This window comes from Streptomyces sp. NPDC005931, assembly GCF_042871235.1.
Lineage (GTDB): Bacteria > Actinomycetota > Actinomycetes > Streptomycetales > Streptomycetaceae > Streptomyces.
On the sequence record NZ_JBIAIG010000006.1, the window covers coordinates 231,766 to 248,483 of the forward strand.

16 protein-coding genes and 2 pseudogenes are annotated in these 16,718 nt (G+C 73.4%); 13 read left to right on the forward strand and 5 right to left on the reverse strand.

The window, feature by feature from the left end; translation table 11 throughout:
- Window positions 1-112 precede the first annotated feature (112 nt).
- Window positions 113-568, reverse strand: coding sequence for a pyridoxamine 5'-phosphate oxidase family protein (locus ACFYOV_RS17050; protein WP_389088752.1), 456 nt, complete (start codon window positions 566-568; stop codon window positions 113-115).
- A gap of 200 nt (window positions 569-768) precedes the next feature.
- Between ACFYOV_RS17050 and ACFYOV_RS17055 the strand changes: the two genes are divergently transcribed.
- Window positions 769-3,588 carry an ATP-binding protein gene (locus tag ACFYOV_RS17055; protein WP_389088374.1) on the forward strand — a complete coding sequence of 940 codons (2,820 nt, stop codon included), beginning with the start codon at window positions 769-771 and terminating at the stop codon, window positions 3,586-3,588.
- Between the two features lie 33 nt (window positions 3,589-3,621).
- Here ACFYOV_RS17055 and ACFYOV_RS17060 read toward each other — a convergent pair whose 3' ends face one another.
- On the reverse strand, window positions 3,622-4,074 hold the full coding sequence (locus ACFYOV_RS17060; protein WP_389088377.1) for an iron chaperone: 453 nt from the start codon (window positions 4,072-4,074) through the stop codon (window positions 3,622-3,624).
- 1,129 nt (window positions 4,075-5,203) lie between these two features.
- Entirely contained in the window at window positions 5,204-5,677 is a 474-nt protein-coding gene (locus ACFYOV_RS17065) for an ATP-binding protein (protein WP_389088379.1), read from the reverse strand.
- Window positions 5,678-6,030: 353 nt separating this feature from the next.
- Here ACFYOV_RS17065 and ACFYOV_RS17070 point away from each other — a divergent pair, with 353 nt between their 5' ends.
- The 11 genes and pseudogenes from ACFYOV_RS17070 to ACFYOV_RS17120 all read left to right on the forward strand — a co-directional run bounded on the left by ACFYOV_RS17070 (window position 6,031) and on the right by ACFYOV_RS17120 (window position 14,453).
- On the forward strand, window positions 6,031-6,780 hold the full coding sequence (locus ACFYOV_RS17070; protein ID WP_389088381.1) for a hypothetical protein: 750 nt from the start codon (window positions 6,031-6,033) through the stop codon (window positions 6,778-6,780).
- Window positions 6,781-6,873: 93 nt separating this feature from the next.
- Window positions 6,874-7,530: a TOPRIM nucleotidyl transferase/hydrolase domain-containing protein gene (locus tag ACFYOV_RS17075; protein WP_389088384.1), complete on the forward strand. Its 657-nt coding sequence runs from the start codon at window positions 6,874-6,876 to the stop codon at window positions 7,528-7,530.
- A gap of 177 nt (window positions 7,531-7,707) precedes the next feature.
- Complete coding sequence (locus tag ACFYOV_RS17080; RefSeq protein ID WP_389088386.1) at window positions 7,708-8,523, forward strand: sulfite exporter TauE/SafE family protein; 816 nt, start codon at window positions 7,708-7,710, stop codon at window positions 8,521-8,523.
- A gap of 332 nt (window positions 8,524-8,855) precedes the next feature.
- Window positions 8,856-9,184 (forward strand): annotated as a pseudogene (locus ACFYOV_RS17085) (GNAT family N-acetyltransferase); the annotation flags it as partial.
- A 166-nt stretch (window positions 9,185-9,350) separates the two neighbouring features.
- Window positions 9,351-9,599: a hypothetical protein gene (locus tag ACFYOV_RS17090; protein ID WP_389088769.1), complete on the forward strand. Its 249-nt coding sequence runs from the start codon at window positions 9,351-9,353 to the stop codon at window positions 9,597-9,599.
- 143 nt (window positions 9,600-9,742) lie between these two features.
- Window positions 9,743-9,916, forward strand: a complete 174-nt coding sequence (locus ACFYOV_RS17095; protein ID WP_389088771.1) for a hypothetical protein — start codon at window positions 9,743-9,745, stop codon at window positions 9,914-9,916.
- Window positions 9,917-10,419: 503 nt separating this feature from the next.
- Window positions 10,420-10,638, forward strand: a pseudogene (locus ACFYOV_RS17100) (hypothetical protein); the annotation flags it as partial.
- A 2-nt stretch (window positions 10,639-10,640) separates the two neighbouring features.
- Window positions 10,641-11,225, forward strand: coding sequence for a hypothetical protein (locus tag ACFYOV_RS17105; protein WP_389088773.1), 585 nt, complete (start codon window positions 10,641-10,643; stop codon window positions 11,223-11,225).
- On the forward strand, window positions 11,162-11,326 hold the full coding sequence (locus tag ACFYOV_RS17110) for a hypothetical protein (RefSeq protein ID WP_389088755.1): 165 nt from the start codon (window positions 11,162-11,164) through the stop codon (window positions 11,324-11,326). The genes ACFYOV_RS17105 and ACFYOV_RS17110 overlap by 64 nt, the downstream gene beginning before the upstream one ends.
- A complete protein-coding gene (locus tag ACFYOV_RS17115; protein WP_389088389.1) occupies window positions 11,323-13,047 on the forward strand; it encodes a carboxylesterase/lipase family protein in 1,725 nt (574 codons plus the stop codon). Before ACFYOV_RS17110 ends, ACFYOV_RS17115 begins: the two co-directional genes overlap by 4 nt.
- Window positions 13,044-14,453, forward strand: coding sequence for a phenylacetate--CoA ligase family protein (locus ACFYOV_RS17120; RefSeq protein WP_389088391.1), 1,410 nt, complete (start codon window positions 13,044-13,046; stop codon window positions 14,451-14,453). Before ACFYOV_RS17115 ends, ACFYOV_RS17120 begins: the two co-directional genes overlap by 4 nt.
- Here ACFYOV_RS17120 and ACFYOV_RS17125 read toward each other — a convergent pair.
- Complete coding sequence (locus ACFYOV_RS17125; protein ID WP_389088394.1) at window positions 14,437-15,099, reverse strand: TetR/AcrR family transcriptional regulator; 663 nt, start codon at window positions 15,097-15,099, stop codon at window positions 14,437-14,439. The two genes, ACFYOV_RS17120 and ACFYOV_RS17125, sit on opposite strands and share 17 nt — an antisense overlap.
- 258 nt (window positions 15,100-15,357) lie before the next feature.
- Here ACFYOV_RS17125 and ppk2 point away from each other — a divergent pair, with 258 nt between their 5' ends.
- Window positions 15,358-16,161 (forward strand): polyphosphate kinase 2, encoded by an 804-nt coding sequence (gene ppk2 / locus ACFYOV_RS17130; protein ID WP_389088396.1) that lies wholly within the window; start codon window positions 15,358-15,360, stop codon window positions 16,159-16,161.
- 122 nt (window positions 16,162-16,283) lie between these two features.
- Here the strand turns inward: ppk2 and ACFYOV_RS17135 are convergent, their stop codons facing one another.
- Window positions 16,284-16,697: a DUF4190 domain-containing protein gene (locus tag ACFYOV_RS17135; protein ID WP_389088399.1), complete on the reverse strand. Its 414-nt coding sequence runs from the start codon at window positions 16,695-16,697 to the stop codon at window positions 16,284-16,286.
- Window positions 16,698-16,718 lie beyond the last annotated feature (21 nt).

Sequence of the window (16,718 nt, forward strand, 5' to 3'; positions counted from 1 at the left end):
GCGATGCGCGGGACGGCGGCCACCCGTCTGTTCTTCTCTCCCGTCCTGACGGCGGTTCGATACCCGGGCGGGCCCGATGAGACCAGCACGGGCGGGCCGTGCGCCCCAGGGCTCACACCAGCCAGCAACCGTCCCGCATCAACTCGCGGTCGCGCAGTTCGTCCTCCTCGCGCCAGGCCTGGACCCGGTGCGGGGTGATACGGAACCAGCGGTACCGCGTGGCCGACCCGCGGGGGTCGAAGCCGGTGCGGACGGCGAACCGGTCACCCCGGTGCCGCGGCAGCGTGTCGATCCCGAGGACCTCGACCGTGCCCTCGATCATGACGACGTCACGGGTGTGGCCCAGCGCCAGCCGGGTGGTCCGGGTGGCGGCCAGGTTCCTGCCGGTCGGGCTGTCGGCCGCGGTGGCCACCAGCACGGCCTCTCCGTCCCAGTCGAAGGACAGCGGCACCAGATACGGCGCGCCGTCCCGTGAGGCGCTGGCCACCCAGACGTCGACGTCGTGGGCGAGCCGGTGCTCGGTGTCGCGGCGACGCCGGACACGGGAGCGGGAGGCGGCGTCCACCACCTCGGCCGTCGCCGGGTCGCACACCGGGTGCGGCGCGGTCCTGCTGTCCCGGGGGGCGGAACCGGTCATGGTCACTCCTGTCGTCGTGGGGCGGGCCGTCGCCTCGAGCGGTCACCGGAGGCTGTGGTCACAGCCTCCCTCCACCGGCGTACGGTCCGTCTCCGTGCCGACCACGGAGAACCACCACGGATAATGAGCCGGTGTCCGGTCCAGCCAGCAAGTCGTCGTCCGGTTCCGCGATCTCGGCTCGGGAAGCCGAGGTTCTCGCGCTGCTCGGGGAACATTTGAGCAACGCGGAGATCGCCGCGCGGCTGTTCATCTCGGTGCGCACGGTCGAGTCGCACGTCTCGTCGCTGCTGCGCAAAGCGGAGTTGCCGGACCGCCGTGCACTGTCCCGGCACTCGGCCGAGCTCGCCCGCGTCCGGGGGCCGCGCCCGGCGCCCGTCCTCCCGGTGCCGCTGACCGCGTTCGTCGGACGGGTGCGGGTGCGCGCGGAGTTGGCCGAGGCGGTGCGGACCCACCGGCAGGTGACCGCGGTCGGTCCGGGCGGGGTCGGCAAGACGCGGCTGGCCCTGGCGGTGGCGGAGGAGGTGGCCGCCGACTTCACCGACGGCGTCCGGTTCGTCGACCTGGTCCCGGTGACCGATCCGGGCCGGGTCGGGGCGGCGGTCGCGGCGGCCGTGGGCGTGGGGGAGCAGCCCGGTGGTGGCATCGACGACGCGGTGGTGGCCGCGCTGGCCGATCGCGAGACCCTGCTGGTGCTGGACAACTGCGAACACGTGCGGGACGGGCTGGGGCCGTTCGTGGAGCGGCTGCTGGTGGCCTGCCCGCGGTTGCGGGTGCTCGCGACGAGCCGGGCCCGGCTGATGGTGCCGTTCGAGTGGGCCTTCCCGGTGCCGCCGCTGTCGCGGGCGGGCGGCGGCGACTCGGAGGCGGTCGCCCTGTTCATGGAGCGGGCGGCGGCCGTCGGCCGGGCGCCGGGCCCCGCGGTGCGTGCCGACGTCGCGGCCCTGTGCGAGCGGCTCGACGGCATGGCGCTGGCCATCGAGCTGGCGGCGGCCCGCTGGTCGACGCTGGGCCTCGACGGTCTGTCGGTCGGCCTGCGCGACCAGTTGCGGATCCTGACCGGCGGTCCGCGGGTCGACGGCCGGCACCGGTCGGTGCGGGCGGTGCTGGACTGGAGCCACGACCTGCTGGAGCCGCAGGACCGTGCGCTGCTGCGGCGGGTGTCGGTGTTCGTCGAGCCGTTCACCGCGCGGGCGGCCGCCGAGGTGGCCGGGTTCGCCCCGCTCGATCCGGTCGCGGTCGCCGACGCACTGGGCAGGCTCGCCGAACAGAGCCTGCTCACCGTGACCCCCTCCGCGGACGGCACCCGCTACAAAGCCCTGGAGACCATCCGCCAGTACGGCGCCGAGCACCTGGCCGCCGCCCGGGAGTCCGCCGAGGTCCGCACCCGCCACCTCACCTGGTGCCTCGATGCTGCGACCGCCCTGACGGGGACCGGCGGCTCGGAATCGCGTACCCGCTTCGACGCGGTGGCGGAGGACTTCCGGGCCGCCCTCGCCTGGGCCGCCGAGCGGCCCGAGCAGCGGGCCCGCGCCCACCGCCTCGCCCTGTCCCTGGCCGGACTGACCTTCACCCGCAACCTGCTCGGCGAGGCACAGCAGCGCTTCGAGCAGGCCGCCGCCCTCGCCGATGACGGCGCCGCTGCCGAGGCACTGCGGGAGGCCGCCTCGGTGGCCGGGTGCCGCCGACGGGGCGAGGACATGTTCCGCCTGCTCCGCGCCGCCGCACGGGCGGCCCGGCGGTTCGGCGACACCGCCGGTGCCGGCCGGGACCTGGCGGCCGCCGCCACCGTCGCCTACCGCTTCTCCAGCACCTTCACCCGGATCCCCGCCGCCGAGGAGGTGACCGCCGCGCTCGCCGAAGCGCGAGAGCTGTGCAGTGCCGGCGACCCGGCCGCCGAGGCGGCCGTCGCACTGGCCGAGGCGGCCGTGGTCGCGGACGCCTACGGCGCGGTTCAGGGGGGCGCGGACAACACCGCGCAGGAGACGGTCCGGTGTGCCGAACGTGCCGTCGCCCTCGCCCGGAGGGCGGGTGACCCGGTGGGCGAATCGGCCGCCCTGGACGCGCTCGCCGGTGCCTGCAGCTGGGCAGGTGACTCCTTCGGCGCTGCGGCCGCGGCCCGGCGCCGGATCGACGTGCTGGCTCCGGTACGGCACACCCCCGCCCGTACGCAGGAACTGGTGGACGCCCTCGGCATGGCCGCCGGAAACGCCCAGGGCGTGGGGGAGTTGGCACAGGCCCGCCGGTTCGGTGAGCGGCTCGCCGGACATCCTCTGCTCTCCGAGGCCGGACACCACGCCACCTCCTGGCTGCTCGTCACGGAGGCGTTCGCCGGCCGTGCCGAGGAGGTGCTCACGGGCAGCTCCAGGTTCCTCGACGCGTGGAAGCACGGGGGCCGGCCGCGGTCGTTCGTGCTCGGCCCGGCCGCCGCGTCCGTCGCGATGGTGCACGGCCTGCGCGGCGACCACGAGGCACGCGCGACATGGCTCACGATCGCGGACCGGGCGGGCCCCGTCCTGGACCACCGCCACGGCTTCGGCGCGGTCTTCGACTCGCTGGTGCTGCTCCATCACGCCGACGCCGACGCGGCGCTGGAACGCCTGGCGCCGGAGCCGGAAGGGGTGTGGAAATGGGTCTGCTGGGTCTGGCTGCACTGGTACGTGGCCCTCAGGGCGGAGGCGTCGGTGCTCGCCGGGCACCCGGAGGCCCGGCGCCGCGTCGACGCCGCCCGCGCGGTGGTCGCCGGCAACCCCGTCGCCACCGCCCAACTGGACCGCGCACAGGCCCTGCTGGACGGCGATCCGGAACGGCACCTCGCCGCCGCGGCCGCCTTCGAGGCGGCCGGCTGCCCCTACCAGGCCGCGCGCACGCTGCTGCTCGCCGGGGGCGAGCACGCCGCCGCCGGCACGGCGGCACTCGCCGGGCTCGGCCTCACGCCCGTGACCGTGGGGTGAGCAGGGCCCACGGCGCCGGCGCGGGCAGGCGCCTCAGCTCACCGCCCGCCGCACGAGCGCGGCGATCCGCGCCTCCACCTCGGGTGTCACCTCGGTCAGGGCGAAACCTGCCGCCCACATCGGGCCCTCGTCGAGGTTCGCCCGGTCGCTGAACCCGAGCGTCGCGTACCGCGCCTTGAACTTCTCCGCGCTCTGGAAGAAACAGACGACCTTGCCGTCCAGCGCGTAGGCGGGCATCCCGTACCAGAGCTTCGGCGCGAGGACCGGGGCGGCGGCGGTGACGACCGCGTGGACGCGCTCGGCCATGGTCCGGTCCGAGTCCCCCATCTCCGCGATCTTCGCGAGCACGTCCCGCTCCGCCTGCGCCGCCTTGTCCGCGGCCGAGCCGCGGCGCGCGGCCTTCTTCCGCTCCTCGGCGTGGTCCTTCATCGCGGCCCGCTCCTCGGCCGTGAACCCCTCGTACGTGCTGCCGGCGGTGCTGCTCATGGTCACCCCTGTGGTTCGTGGTCCCGACCGGCCCCGTGTGTCGTGGCGGGCCCGATCGCCGTTCCCCCACTCTCTCCCGTCCGGGGCGGGAGCCGCCTCCGTGGTGACCACGGAATCCACCACGGTAGGGGCCCACGGATGCCGAGGCCCGCCGACGCACCGACGGGGACAGCGCGCGGCCGCTCCCCGAGGACGTCGTGTGGGCTGGGGCATCGCCGATGAGCGCGGCGGCCCCTCACCCCAAGCGCAAGCAGCCGAACGTCAGGGAAAGCAGCTCCGCATGGCCGATCATGTACATGTCCGACTCAGCCAGGGGCTGAGCGTGTCCGGGGAAGCTCAGCTGATCGAGTACTCCCGCTGCCGATGCGGGGAGACCTGGACCAAAGGCGCACGAGGCCGACGGCGGGCAGCCGGAGGCCCCGCCCCGGTCCTGAGCCGCGGCCCGACCGCCCGGCAGGCGGCGCGCCCGGTGCCGTCGGCGGTGAACTCCCGTACTCCCTGCACTCGTCGAGGGGCGGGAAGGACTCACCCGCTTCTTGCGGATCCTCATTGCGCGGTGCGTGGCCGAAACCACTTCTCCGCGTCTGTGTCGGGTCCTTCCCGCCACCTCCAGCACACCACACGGATCCCGCTCCGGCCAGGGCCCTTCGACCCCACGCCGGTGAGGCCGGACACCTGGCACGCGAGGATGCACGGGCACCGCGCACTCCGGCTCGGACGGGTCGCACACGCGGTGCGGCACCATTTCCGCGTGCCCGTGACTGCAGTGCCGCACCACTGAGGCGCGGCGCCGATGCCACGGCCGGTGAGAGGATTCCGTCCCGCGCGGCTCCGCCCTGCCGACCGGGTGCGGGGCGGTTGCGTCCACGTTGGGCGATGCGCCCTCGCGGCCCGGCCTTGCCGGCTCTGCGCGCCGCCGCACCGCTCAGCACCGTTCCCCGCTTCGCGGATGTCCCGACGCTGATCGTCCTGGCGGCCGCCGGCCGGGGGACGGCGCCGATACGTACGGGAGGTCTCGTGGTGATCGTCGCCATGCGGGGCGCCGGAGCTGACACCCGGTTGCGCCGGGCAGCGCGCCGTGGACGACGTGCCGCGTCGCATGCGGCCGAAAGGCGCGGTCAACCGCCCGTTACACCTGGCGGCCGACCGTGCCGGCGCCGGGAGCGTCGGTCAGCGCGATTCCCGCCGTGATCCGTTTGCCCATGGGCTCCCGGTGAACGGCGAAGCTCCGGCACACGCCCATCACGATCTCCAGACCGTGCTGCCCGACCCGGCCTGGATCGGTGGCCATGACCGCCGGCAGTGTCGTGCTGCTGTCCCACACACTCACCTGGACGGCGCCCTCTTCGACGACGAGCGTCAGAAGACAGGGTCCGGGCGCGTACTTGCGGGCGTTGGTCACCAATTCGCTGACCACCAACTGCACCATGCCCATCACCCGGTCGGACACCGGCAGCCCGAGCGCGGTCCGGACCTCGGCCAGGAAGGACCGGGCCACATCACGCGCCTCGGCGATCGCTTCGCCGCCTTCGAACGCGGCGGACACCGAGAGGGACCCGGTGGCCAGCGACTGCTGCTCGTCATCTCCAGTTGCCTGGGCCATGGGCGTCCGCCTTGCTGTCCGCGTAGACAAGCCTGTCGCGACGCGTATACCCGCGAAACGCTGCGCAACGCCGCCCGGCGGCACGCGTGTGCGAGCGGGGCGAACGGGCCCAACTGCCGCGCCGCGCCGCCCGATCCGGCGGCGGCCGGGTGCCTCCCACCACCCGTCGTCCCAGCGACCCGACGCCTCCGCCGAAAGCAACTGCCCCTCACATCCGCCGGAGGATAGGCTCCCGTCGTGCGTTGATCTTCCGGGCGGTGGCCATGCGCAGCCGCAGACGGTGCCGGGCGCCCCTCGTGGCAGGGCCGCCCAGGCAGGCACGTCCGTCACCCACTTCAGCGGAGATCCACGTCATGACTGCTCAGCAGCCTCTCACCTACGACACGTTCGTCGCACTCGCCGCCGCCGACCCAGCCGTCGTCGGCCTCGTCCTCAAGGGTTCCCGGGCCCACGACGGCATGATCACCCGGTACTCCGACCATGACCTGTACGTGGTCCTCGCCGATGACGCCACGACCGGGCTCACCCGTTTCGCTGGCCACCGCACCGCCGGGCTCGACCTCGTCGTCGTCTCCCTCGCCGAGTTCCGCGCGGCCGGGATGCCCGGAAACGAACGCTACGCCCTCGCCCGGGCCCGGATCGTGCTCGACCGCCTCGACGGAGGCATCGCGCGCATCCTGGCCGACAAGGCCCGGCTGGGTGCCGATGAGGCATTCCGGTTCGCACGCGGCCGGCTCGACGCCTATGCCAACTCCCTGTACCGCTCCGTCAAGAATCACCGGGACGGCCAGGTGTTCTCCGCTCGCCTCGATGCCGCGGACAGCATCCGGTTCCTGCTCGACCTGCTCTTCGCCCTCGACCGTCGCCCCCGCCCCTACAACAAGTATCTGGAGTGGGAGCTCACCCGGCACCCACTGCCGGGCTGGAGCACCGAGGTGGTGCTCCGTGCCGTGGAGCGCATCTCGGCAACAGGCGACGTGGACCTGCAACGGCACCTCTTCACCCTGGTCGAGGCGGCGGCCCGAGCGACCGGACACGGTGAGGTGCTGGACGCGTGGGGCGAGGACCTCGACCTCATGCGGCCGAGCGCCGACGCCCCGTGAGCAGGGACGCCGGGAGGCAGCCGTCACCGGCCCCGAAACGCGCATGCGCCGGAGACCGCGGCCGTGTCAGGATGACGCCGAAAGCGAGGTGCCGTGGACGGGTCGAGCGGATTGCGCCAGGCGCTGATCACCTGGGCGGCCGGGGGAGCGGAGGCGAGCGCAGCCGCCGCGGAGGCACGGGACCTGGCTGGCGGCGGTGTTCGGACGATCGTGCTCGTCGAGGGCAGCAGCGATCAGGTCGCGATCGAAGCACTGGCCACGCGCTACGGCCGCAACCTCGAAGCCGAGGGCGTCCTGACCGTGCCCCTCGGAGGGGCGATGAGCATCGGGCGCTTCCTGGACGTGTGCGGTCCCCCGGGGCTCGGCCTCCCGCTGGCCGGTCTCTACGACATCGGCGAGGAGCGGCACTTCCGGCGCCATCTCGAACGGGTGGGGCTCGGCGCCGGCCGCACGCAGGCCGAACTGGAGACGCTCGGGTTCCACATGTGCGTCGCCGACCTGGAGGACGAGCTGATCCGTGCCGTCGGCGCCGAGGGTGTGCAGCAGGTCATCGAGGCCCAGGGCGAGACACGACCCTTCCGCACCTTCCAGGGCCAGCCGGCGCAGCGGGAACGCCCGGTGGAACACCAACTGCGGCGTTTCATGGGCACACACAGCGGACGCAAGGCGCTGTACGCGCGGGCGCTGGTCGCCCACGTCGACCTCGATCGTGTCCCCCGGCCGCTGGAACGCCTTCTCACGCACGTCTGAACCGTCCCGCCCGGCAGGTTCCCGGGTGCCGGCCGTGAACCCACCCGGCGTTGCCGCCGCGGGCCACTGCAACTCTTCCGGAACGTCCTGGTCGACGGACCGGGGAACATCCGGTGCCTCTACTCGAAGGGGGACCTGCCGCGGCAGCGGGGACGGCCGTCGGCGAGGATGCGCGTCATGACCACTGACCGGGGCCCAGTTCCCCTCCGCCCGACCCACTCGGCACCCGTGGTGTTCGGCGCGGGTGCGGCCGTCGGTGTTCTGGGCGGGATGATCGGGTTGGGCGGGGCGGAGTTCCGTTTGCCGCTGCTGATCGGCCTCTTCGGGTTCGCCGCACTCTCGGCCGTGATCCTGAACAAGGCGATGAGCCTGGTCGTGGTCCTGGTCGCGCTGCCCGCCCGGTTGGTCGCGGTTCCGGCCGCCGAGGTGGGTGCCCGCTGGCCCGTCGTGCTCGACCTGCTGGCCGGCAGTCTGCTGGGTGCCTGGGCCGGGGCGACCTGGGCGGTGCGCATGCGCAGCGCCACCCTCTACAAGGTCCTGGCGGCGTTGATGCTGCTCATGGCGGCCGCACTGGTGGTCACGCACATCGGCACCCTGGGGACACTGGAGCTGCCGATGTGGGTTCGGGTGCCCTCCGGCGTCACGGCCGGCTTCGGCATCGGTGTGGTCGCGGCGATCATGGGTGTGGCCGGGGGCGAGCTGCTGATCCCGACGATCGTGCTGCTGTTCGGGGAGGACATCAAAACCGCGGGAAGCCTGTCCCTGCTGGTGTCGCTCCCCACGATGCTGGTCGCCTTCGCCCGCTACAGCCGCGACGGAAGCTTCGCCGTCCTGGGCCTCAACCTGCGTTTCACCTGGGTGATGGCCGCGGGCTCGGTCGCCGGGGCGATGCTGGGCGGGCTGCTCCTCGGCGTGTTCCCGGATCTTGTGCTCCTCCCCTTGCTGGCCGTGATCCTGCTCGTCTCCGCAGTCAAACTCGCCCGGCACGACTGACCAGGCACGGCGGCGACGGCGCGCCGACCGGTTGCGAGGCCGGGGCCGGACCCCGACGAGTGGCGGATGATCGCCGGGCGGCGGCCATGACGATGGCCCGATGACCATGAACGACAACGGCGCTGCCCAGGCGGAGGAGTCAGTACACCCCGCCATCTGATGCCGGTTCCGCGGTGGTGGGACACACCATGGCGGGGCTGCTGCGCCCCTGTGCCCCGGGGTTTCGCCGCCGTGGTGATCCTTCGGTCTCGGCGCCCTCGCGGGTCTCGCGCCGCTGTTGGCGGGTCGTCGAACCGGGGCGTGTGTCGTTGTCGCCGCGCCGCGGGGACGCGCACTGGCCGGCGATGGCGGAGGGAGGGAGTGCCTACGCCGACGCCCGGCGCCTGGTCACGTACGACGACGGGGGCGACGCGGTGGCAGCGGTGACGGTGTGGTCGGCCGGTCCGCGGAAGCCCGGGCTGCTCGAACCGATGAGGTGCACGCACCGGGGACATCGCGGTCGCGGCTACGGCAAGGCGATCACCGTTGCCGCGGCGGCCACTTACCGGAGCTGGGTTGGTCCAGCGCGCTCGTCGGCACCCCGAGCTCCCGCCCCGGCGCCGTCGCCACCTGCACGGCTGCCGGTTTCGAGCGACTCCGCGGGGTCCGGGACCGTCGCCGGCACGTCTGGGCGTTCTCCGCGGTCGGCCGGGGCTGCGACCGCACCGCCGACGACGGTCACTGCGGGAAGCGCCGCTCGCGGGGCGGAGGTGCAGGAGGTCCGGAGCCGGGGACTCGTCCCACTGCGCCGCACACGCCCGCACCACCGACGGGAAGGAAGCACAGACGTGATCACCCCGGAGCACATGGAAGCCCTGCTCACATCCGACGCCGATGCCCCGACGCTGATCCTGGTCGCCGGTTCCGGTGTCGTCGTCCCCGGGTCCGCCCTGGACAGCGACCGGTATCGAGGTGCTCTGGAGATCATCTCCCGAGACGACCTCGTCGACCGGCTCGGCACCGACCAGCCGTCCCGGCACGAGCTGGAGGAGATCGCCGCTCGGCTCGACGCCACGGTGACACGGCTCGGCGCCTGACCCCCCTTCTCCGGCGGCAACTGCCAGGACCCTCCCGTCGGCAGGTGGTCCCCGTCAATGAGCCGCGGGGGCTGTTCCGTGTGACCCTGACGGTGAGGGCCCGCGGTGCGCCCGGCGGGGCCCCGTCGAGGGAGGTGGACGCCATGGACCAGGTCGGAGACAAGCCGGAGGAGATGCGCAAGCACGTCGAGGAGGAGCAGGGGAAACAGACCCGGGGCAGGACCGAGTCGGGTGACGAGGCGACCGAACCGGAGACGGCGCCGGCGTCTGGGGAAGGGGCCGATGCCTCGCCGACGGACGCGCAGGACCAGGACTGACTGAACCGGTCGTACCCCCGGCCTCGCGCACTGACCGCATGCGCGGGGACGCCGACGGACGGGTGGTGCCGTCGGCGTGCCGGGAGCCGCGGGCCGGGCGCGGTGATCTCCCGGCCGCAGTCGCGTACGCGGTGCCCCGGGAGCCGGCTCGAGCAGCCCGGCCCACCCGTTCCGCCCCAGGCCGTGAGGACCCCGAGGCGCGTCGCGCGCGCCCTCGGCGCGGTCCTTTTTTTCAGCCGGGCGAGCAGGCCCTTTCCCCTGCCCTGGACACTGCGATTCGGCCACATTCCCGGTCGCCCTGTGGACACACGCCGCCCTGAATGGAACGCTCGCTCCAGAACGAGTCCGCAAGCACCCTCGTTTCCGCTCCGCCGCTCCAGCGTGACGTCGCGATTCCGTGACTCCGTGGCTGCCCAACTCCTCGGCGTCTCCGGCGTGTTCACCTCACGAGCCGCGCCCACCGGCGCGCCCGGCGCGACGTTCTCACGGACCCCCGTCCTCGTATGCCCGGCTTCCTCGCCGAGAGGAGTTCACCGCATGAGGGTCATCACCACCCCGGCGACGTGCGTCGCCGCCCTCCTCGCCGCCGTGGGGCACCTCGCCGCCCCCGCCCCTGCCGCCCCGCTTCCACGGCCGCCGAGCCGACGGAGTTCACCGTGGACACCACGTCCGACGCGGTGGACGCCGATCCGTCGGACGGCCTGTGCCGCAGCGTGTCGGGCGCGTGCAGCCTGCGCGCGGCCGTGACGGCCGCCAACGCCCGTCCGGGCAGTACGGTCAATGTGCCCTCTCCGGTCGGTACCGGCTGGCCATCCCGCCCGACCCCCGCAAGATCGTGGGGTCCCCTCCCGATCCCCCCACCGGTGACCCGAACGTCGACGCGCCCACGACGGTCCGAGGCGCCGACGGGTACGGCGGCGGCATCGACATTCGCGGCCTGGGAACCATCGAGAGCCTCGACTCGCCCATCACGGGCAGCCGTTCGAGTGACGGTGGTGGCGGAACCAACATCGCGCCGGCCTACCTGAACAGCCTGCCCTCGCCCATCCCCGACCTCGTCGACCTGCCGCCGGGGCGCATGACCCTGCGCGACTCCGTCGTGTCGGGCAACCCCGTCGCCGGTGGGGCCGCCGACTGCGCCAGGGCATTCTCCACCGTCACGTCGCCGCGGGCGATCTTCCCAGCCGTGCCCCGTGGCGGGAACCGCTCGCGGACCACGGTGGCCCGACGGACACGGCGACGCTGCTGCCGGGCAGTCCCGCGCTCGACGGCGCGGACGGGTGCCGCGCCACCGATCCACGCGGCGTGACCCGCATCCGGGGCGCCGCCTCGACATCGGCGCCCACCAGCACACGCCATGACATTCCCGCCCCCTGCCCGTCTCCGACCCGGACCAGGAGCGACCCATGAGAACCGCTCGCCCGACCCTCACCCCGCGCCACGTCCCGACCCTCACCCGGCGCCACGTCCCGAGCGGCAGCCTGCGCCACGTCCTGGGCCGCGTCACAGCTGTCGCCGCGGTCCTGCTGCTGTGGTTCAGCGCCTCCCCGCCCGCCCCCGCCCGTGCCGGCACCGGCCACGGCGCCCCGGTCGTGCGCACCGACCACGGCCGGGTGCGCGGCGAAGCCCTCACCACCGGGGGGAGCGTCTTCCAGGGCATCCCCTTCGCCGCCCCGCCGACCGGTGAGCTGCGTTGGCGTCCACCGCAACCCGCCGCGCGGTGGTCCGGCGTGCGGGACGCCACCGCACCGGCCCGTCCCTGCCCCCAGCTGCCGCTGACCCTGCTTCCGGACGGTGGCCCCGTCCTGCCCGGGGAGTCCAACCGCACCGGCAGCACCACGGAGGACTGCCTGTACCTCAACGTGTGGACGCCCGCCCGCACCACCGGAGGCCCGCTGCCCGTGCTGGTGTGGCTGCACGGCGGTGCCAACGTCTACGGCGCGGGCAGCGACTACGACGGCACTGCCCTGGCCGCACGGGGCGTGGTCGTGGTGACCGTCAACTACCGCCTCGGCGCATTGGGGTTCCTCGCGCACCCGGCACTCTCGGCCGAGGGCACGGAGCACGCCTCGGGGGACTACGCCCTGATGGACCAGCAGGCCGCGCTGCACTGGGTGCGACGCAACATCGGCGCCTTCGGGGGCGACCGGAACCGGGTGACGCTCGGCGGCCAGTCCGCCGGATCCGCGGACACCTGCCTGCACATCGCCTCCCCAACCGCGCAGAACCTGTTCCACCGCGCGATCCAGCAGAGCGGCAGCTGTACGGCGGATGGCGCCCTGACTCCGCTCACGCTCCGCGCGGCCGAGCAGAAGGGCGTCGGCTTCGCGGTGTCGGTCGGCTGCGTCGACCCGAAGACGGCGGCGGCCTGTCTGCGTTCCCTGCCCGCCTCCGACCTCATCCGCGCTCCGGGAGCCGGGACGGCACCACGCTGGGTGCCGAACACCGGACCGCGGGTGCTGCCCCGCGCTCCGCGGGCGGCGTGGGCCACGGGGCGGGTGAACGCCGTGCCGACACTGAGCGGCAGCACCCGCGACGAATACCGCTACTTCACCGCCCTGTACGTGGATCTGCTCGGCGGCGGGCCCCTGACCCCCGCCTCGTACGCCGCCCTGATCAGGCTCGAACACGGCCGGCGCGCGGACGCGGTCCTCGAGACCTATCCGGCCCCGGCCCACCCCTCGCCCAACCTGGCCTACTCCGCCGTGGGCACCGACCAGCGGTTCTCCTGCCCGGCACGGTCCGACAGCCGGCTCTACGGCGAGCGGGTGCCCGTCTACGCCTACGAGTTCGCCGACCCCCAGGCACCACCGTTCATCCCGGCACCGCACACTCCGCAGGGCGCCTTCCACGCGTCCGAACTCGCCTACCTGTTTCCCAACGAGGCGGTGCCGCCCCTGACGCCGGCCCAGCGCCGGCTGTCCGCCACCATGCTCGCCCACTGGGCCCGGTTCGTGGCCACCGGTGACCCCAACGCGCCCGGCACCCCGACCTGGCCGCGCTACACGCCCGCCGGGGACCGCGTCCAGGTGCTGGCACCGGACCGGATCGGCCCGACCACCGGATTCGCCGCCGCCCACCACTGCGCCTTCTGGGACTCTGCCAATGCCCCTCAGAGGGAGGTGCGATGACCTCGGAACCCCACCGTCACCCGCCGGGCAGCGGTGCGGCGACAACGCCGTGGACTCTGGCCCGGGACGGTCGCCGGACACTGCGTCTCGGCCCGCGGGCCCTGGCGAACCGGCAGCGCGAACGCCTGGCGGCGATGGTCGACTTCGCCCGCGCCCACTCCCCGTACTACCGCGAGCTGTACCGGCACCTGCCGCAACGGGTGGAGGACACCGCCCTGCTGCCCGTGACGGACAAGCCGACGCTGATGGCCCACTTCGACGAGTGGGTCACCGATCCGGCCGTGACTCTCGACGGCGTCCGGGCCTTCGTCGCCGATCCGGGACGGGTGGGCGAGCGCTTCCTGGGCCGGTATCTGGTCACGACGACGTCCGGTACCACCGGGCACCGCGGCCTGTTCCTGCTGGACGACCGGGCGGCGGCGGTGGTCCGGGCCCTGTCGCTGCGGGCCGCCCGGCGCACCCTCACGCCCACGGTGACCGCCCGGTTGCTCGCCCACCGCATGCGCTCGGCGCACATCGTCGCCACCAGCGGTCATCTGGCCGCCCACGCGGTCCTCGCACGCTCCCGCGCGGCCGGCCGTCTGCCCGCGCGCCACAGCCACGTGCTGTCGGTGCACAGCCCGTTGCCCGACCTGGTCGATGAACTCAACCGGTACCGGCCGGTGTTCCTGGGCGGCTACGCCACCGTGATCGCGCTGCTGGCCGGTGAGCAACTGGCCGGCCGGCTGCGCATCGCCCCGGCGGTGGTGTCACTCCTGGCGGAAGGGCTCGGCGACCGCGACCACCAGCGGATCCGGTCCGCCTTCGGCGCACAGGTGATCAACTCCTACGGCTGCAACGAAAGCCTCGCTCTGGGCTACGGCTGTACGTCGGGCTGGCTCCACGTCCACGGCGACTGGCTGGTCCTGGAGCCCGTGGACGCCGACCACCGGCCCACACCGCCGGGTGAGCGGTCCTCCACCGTGCTGCTGACCAGCCTGTGCCGGTGGGCGCAGCCGATCCTGCGCTACGACCTGGGTGACAGCGTCGTGCTGCGTCCGGACGCGTGCCCGTGCGGCGACCCGCTGCCCGCGCTCAGGGTCCGCGGCCGCGCGGCCGACCTGCTGTCCTTCCCGCACCGGGACGGCGGCTCCGTCCGTATGGTGCCGATGGCGTTCGAGACCCTCCTGGAGAGCATCCCGGACCTCGACCTGTTCCAGATCGTGCAGACGTCCCCCACCATCCTGCGCGTGCGGATCAGGTACGCCGCCGGCGCCGACCGCGAACGGCTGTGGGCGTCGGTGCGGAAGGAGCTGGGTGCCCTGCTCGCCGCCCACGGAGCGGGTCAGGTGGAGGTCGAACCCGCCTCCGAGCCACCCGAGCAGTCTCCGGGCGGCAAGTACCGCGTCGTCATTCCCCTGGCGTGAGGCCGGGCGAGCGGACGCCCCCGCCGGGGGCGTCCCGTACCGGAACGCCGTGGTGGGCCGCCAGGGCCAGCAGCGCCACCCGCAGCGGTCCGGTCTCCAGGGCGGCGTCCGGCTCGAACCAGCGGGCCACGGCGGTACCGCTCGCCGTCCTCAGCGTGAAGCGCGCCAACTCGTCCGCCACCTCGGGGCAGCGGCCCTCCAGGGCGAAGACGGAGCTCACGGAGTCCCGGGCCCAGGCCACCAGGGCGTCACGGTAGCGACGTACCTCCGCCACGGCGGCCGCACTGGCGTCCTGCTGCACCATGCCCAGCCCCAGCAGCAGCTTCACACCGCGCGGGTGCCGTCGGAACGCCTCCTCGACCTCCCCGAGGAAGGTGTCCAGACGCTCCTCGACGCAGCCCCCCGGCACCTCGGCCGGGGGCAGCGCGGCCAGCAGCGCGGTCCTGGCCCGCTCCAGCACCGCGACGTAGATCCCGTCCTTGCTGCCGAAGTGCCAGTAGATCGAGCTGACCGGCAGGCCGCACGCGGTGGAGATCATCGAGATGGACGTGGCGGCGTAGCCGCGGCGCGACATCAGCTCGCCTGCGCTGTCCAGGATCGCGTCGCGCGACCGCGTGCCGCGATCCTGGGCCGGCGCCTGAGTCATGGCGCCAACTCTAGAGGAACCGCAGGCCTGGCGGTCCCCAGCCGGGGCACGGACGCGACCACGCCGCCGGCCCGGGGTTCACTTCCGGCCATGCCCCGCCGCACCGGAGCCGCTCGCTTGTACGACGCCTCCGCCGTTGCGGGCGAAGCGCTCGATCGAATCCACTCGACCTGACAGAATTCGAACGAAGCCGATCACGGACCGCGGCTTCGGTGCGTGACTGATCATCGGCGTACGGCAGTGCGAGCAGGAGGCGGCATGTCCGGCAAGCAGGCGGCGTCGCTGCCGCGCAAGGAGTACGAGCGTGAGCTGCTGCGCCTGCAGACGGAGCTGGCGAAGCTCCAGGAGTGGGTGCGCGTGGAGGGCGCCCGCATGGTCGTGATCTTCGAGGGCCGCGACGCGGCCGGCAAGGGCGGCACGATCAAGCGGGTCACCGAGCACCTGAACCCGCGGGTCGCCCGCATCGCGGCGCTGCCCAAGCCGACCGAACGCGAGCGAACCCAGTGGTATTTCCAGCGGTACGTGACGCAGCTGCCCGCCGCCGGGGAGATCGTGCTGTTCGACCGGTCCTGGTACAACAGGGCCGGCGTCGAGCACGTGATGGGCTTCTGCACCAAGGAGGAGCACCAGCTCTTCCTGCGCCAGTGCCCGATCTTCGAGCGGATGCTGCTCGAGGACGGCATCCTGCTGCGCAAGTACTGGTTCTCGGTCAGCGACACCGAGCAGCAGGAACGCTTCCGGCGTCGCCTGGAGGACCCGCTGCGGCGCTGGAAGCTCTCACCGATGGACCTGGAGTCGATCACCCGATGGGAGGCGTACTCGCGGGCCAAGGACGACATGATGGTGCACACCGACACCCCGGAGGCCCCCTGGTTCGTCGTCGAGAGCGACGACAAGCGGCGTGCCCGGCTCAACATGATCTCCCACCTGCTGGAGTCCGTGCCCTACCGCGATGTGCTGCCCCCTGTCCTGGAGCTGCCGGAGCGCCCCGAGTCGACCGGCTACGAGCGCACGCCCCGCGACCTGCAGAACTACGTCCCCGACCGCACGACGGACCTGTGACGGGGCACAGCTGCCCGACGAGCCGGTGGTGAGGCGGTCACTCCGGGTGACCATCGGCGCGCCGACACCTGACGCGGCGCGTGTGGACACCCCCGCGCACGAGCGACCGCCGCGATCCGCGGTCAGTTGTTGATGTCCCGGTTGAAGTCCTCGGCGCACGCGTCCCGTTCACTCTGCGTGTCGGCGTGCCGGACACAGTCGTCGAAGTCCTTGAACTCGTCGGAGTCGAGGACCGACGCGCCGATCGCGACGATCACGGCGGACACGATCAGTCCGAGCGCGCCGAGCACCGCGCCGACGACGGCCATCGTGCCGTGCGGGGCCCGGCCGCCCCGTGCCCTGCGGGCGCCGACGATGCCGAAGACCAGCGCCAGGAGTCCGAGCACGAGGCCGCCGACGACGGTCCAGAAGAGAAGGACCGCCAGGATTCCGAGAACCAGCGCGGCGACCGCCAGTCCGTTGCCCCGCCTCGCACCCGGCTCCGCGTAGGTCCGGGTGGAGTCGTTGCCCGTCGGGGGCTGCTGTGAGAAGGACACCTCGTCACCCTCATCCCTGTT

Bases quoted from the DNA above. Each gene is read 5' to 3' on its own strand.
- ACFYOV_RS17115 (WP_389088389.1), top strand. From the start codon at position 11,323: ATGAGAACCGCTCGCCCGACCCTCACCCCGCGCCACGTCCCGACCCTC.
- ACFYOV_RS17080 (WP_389088386.1), top strand. From the start codon at position 7,708: ATGACCACTGACCGGGGCCCAGTTCCCCTCCGCCCGACCCACTCGGCA.
- ACFYOV_RS17065 (WP_389088379.1), bottom strand. From the start codon at position 5,677: ATGGCCCAGGCAACTGGAGATGACGAGCAGCAGTCGCTGGCCACCGGG.
- ACFYOV_RS17070 (WP_389088381.1), top strand. From the start codon at position 6,031: ATGACTGCTCAGCAGCCTCTCACCTACGACACGTTCGTCGCACTCGCC.
- ACFYOV_RS17125 (WP_389088394.1), bottom strand. From the start codon at position 15,099: ATGACTCAGGCGCCGGCCCAGGATCGCGGCACGCGGTCGCGCGACGCG.
- ACFYOV_RS17095 (WP_389088771.1), top strand. From the start codon at position 9,743: ATGGACCAGGTCGGAGACAAGCCGGAGGAGATGCGCAAGCACGTCGAG.
- ACFYOV_RS17060 (WP_389088377.1), bottom strand. From the start codon at position 4,074: ATGAGCAGCACCGCCGGCAGCACGTACGAGGGGTTCACGGCCGAGGAG.
- ppk2 (WP_389088396.1), top strand. From the start codon at position 15,358: ATGTCCGGCAAGCAGGCGGCGTCGCTGCCGCGCAAGGAGTACGAGCGT.
- ACFYOV_RS17120 (WP_389088391.1), top strand. From the start codon at position 13,044: ATGACCTCGGAACCCCACCGTCACCCGCCGGGCAGCGGTGCGGCGACA.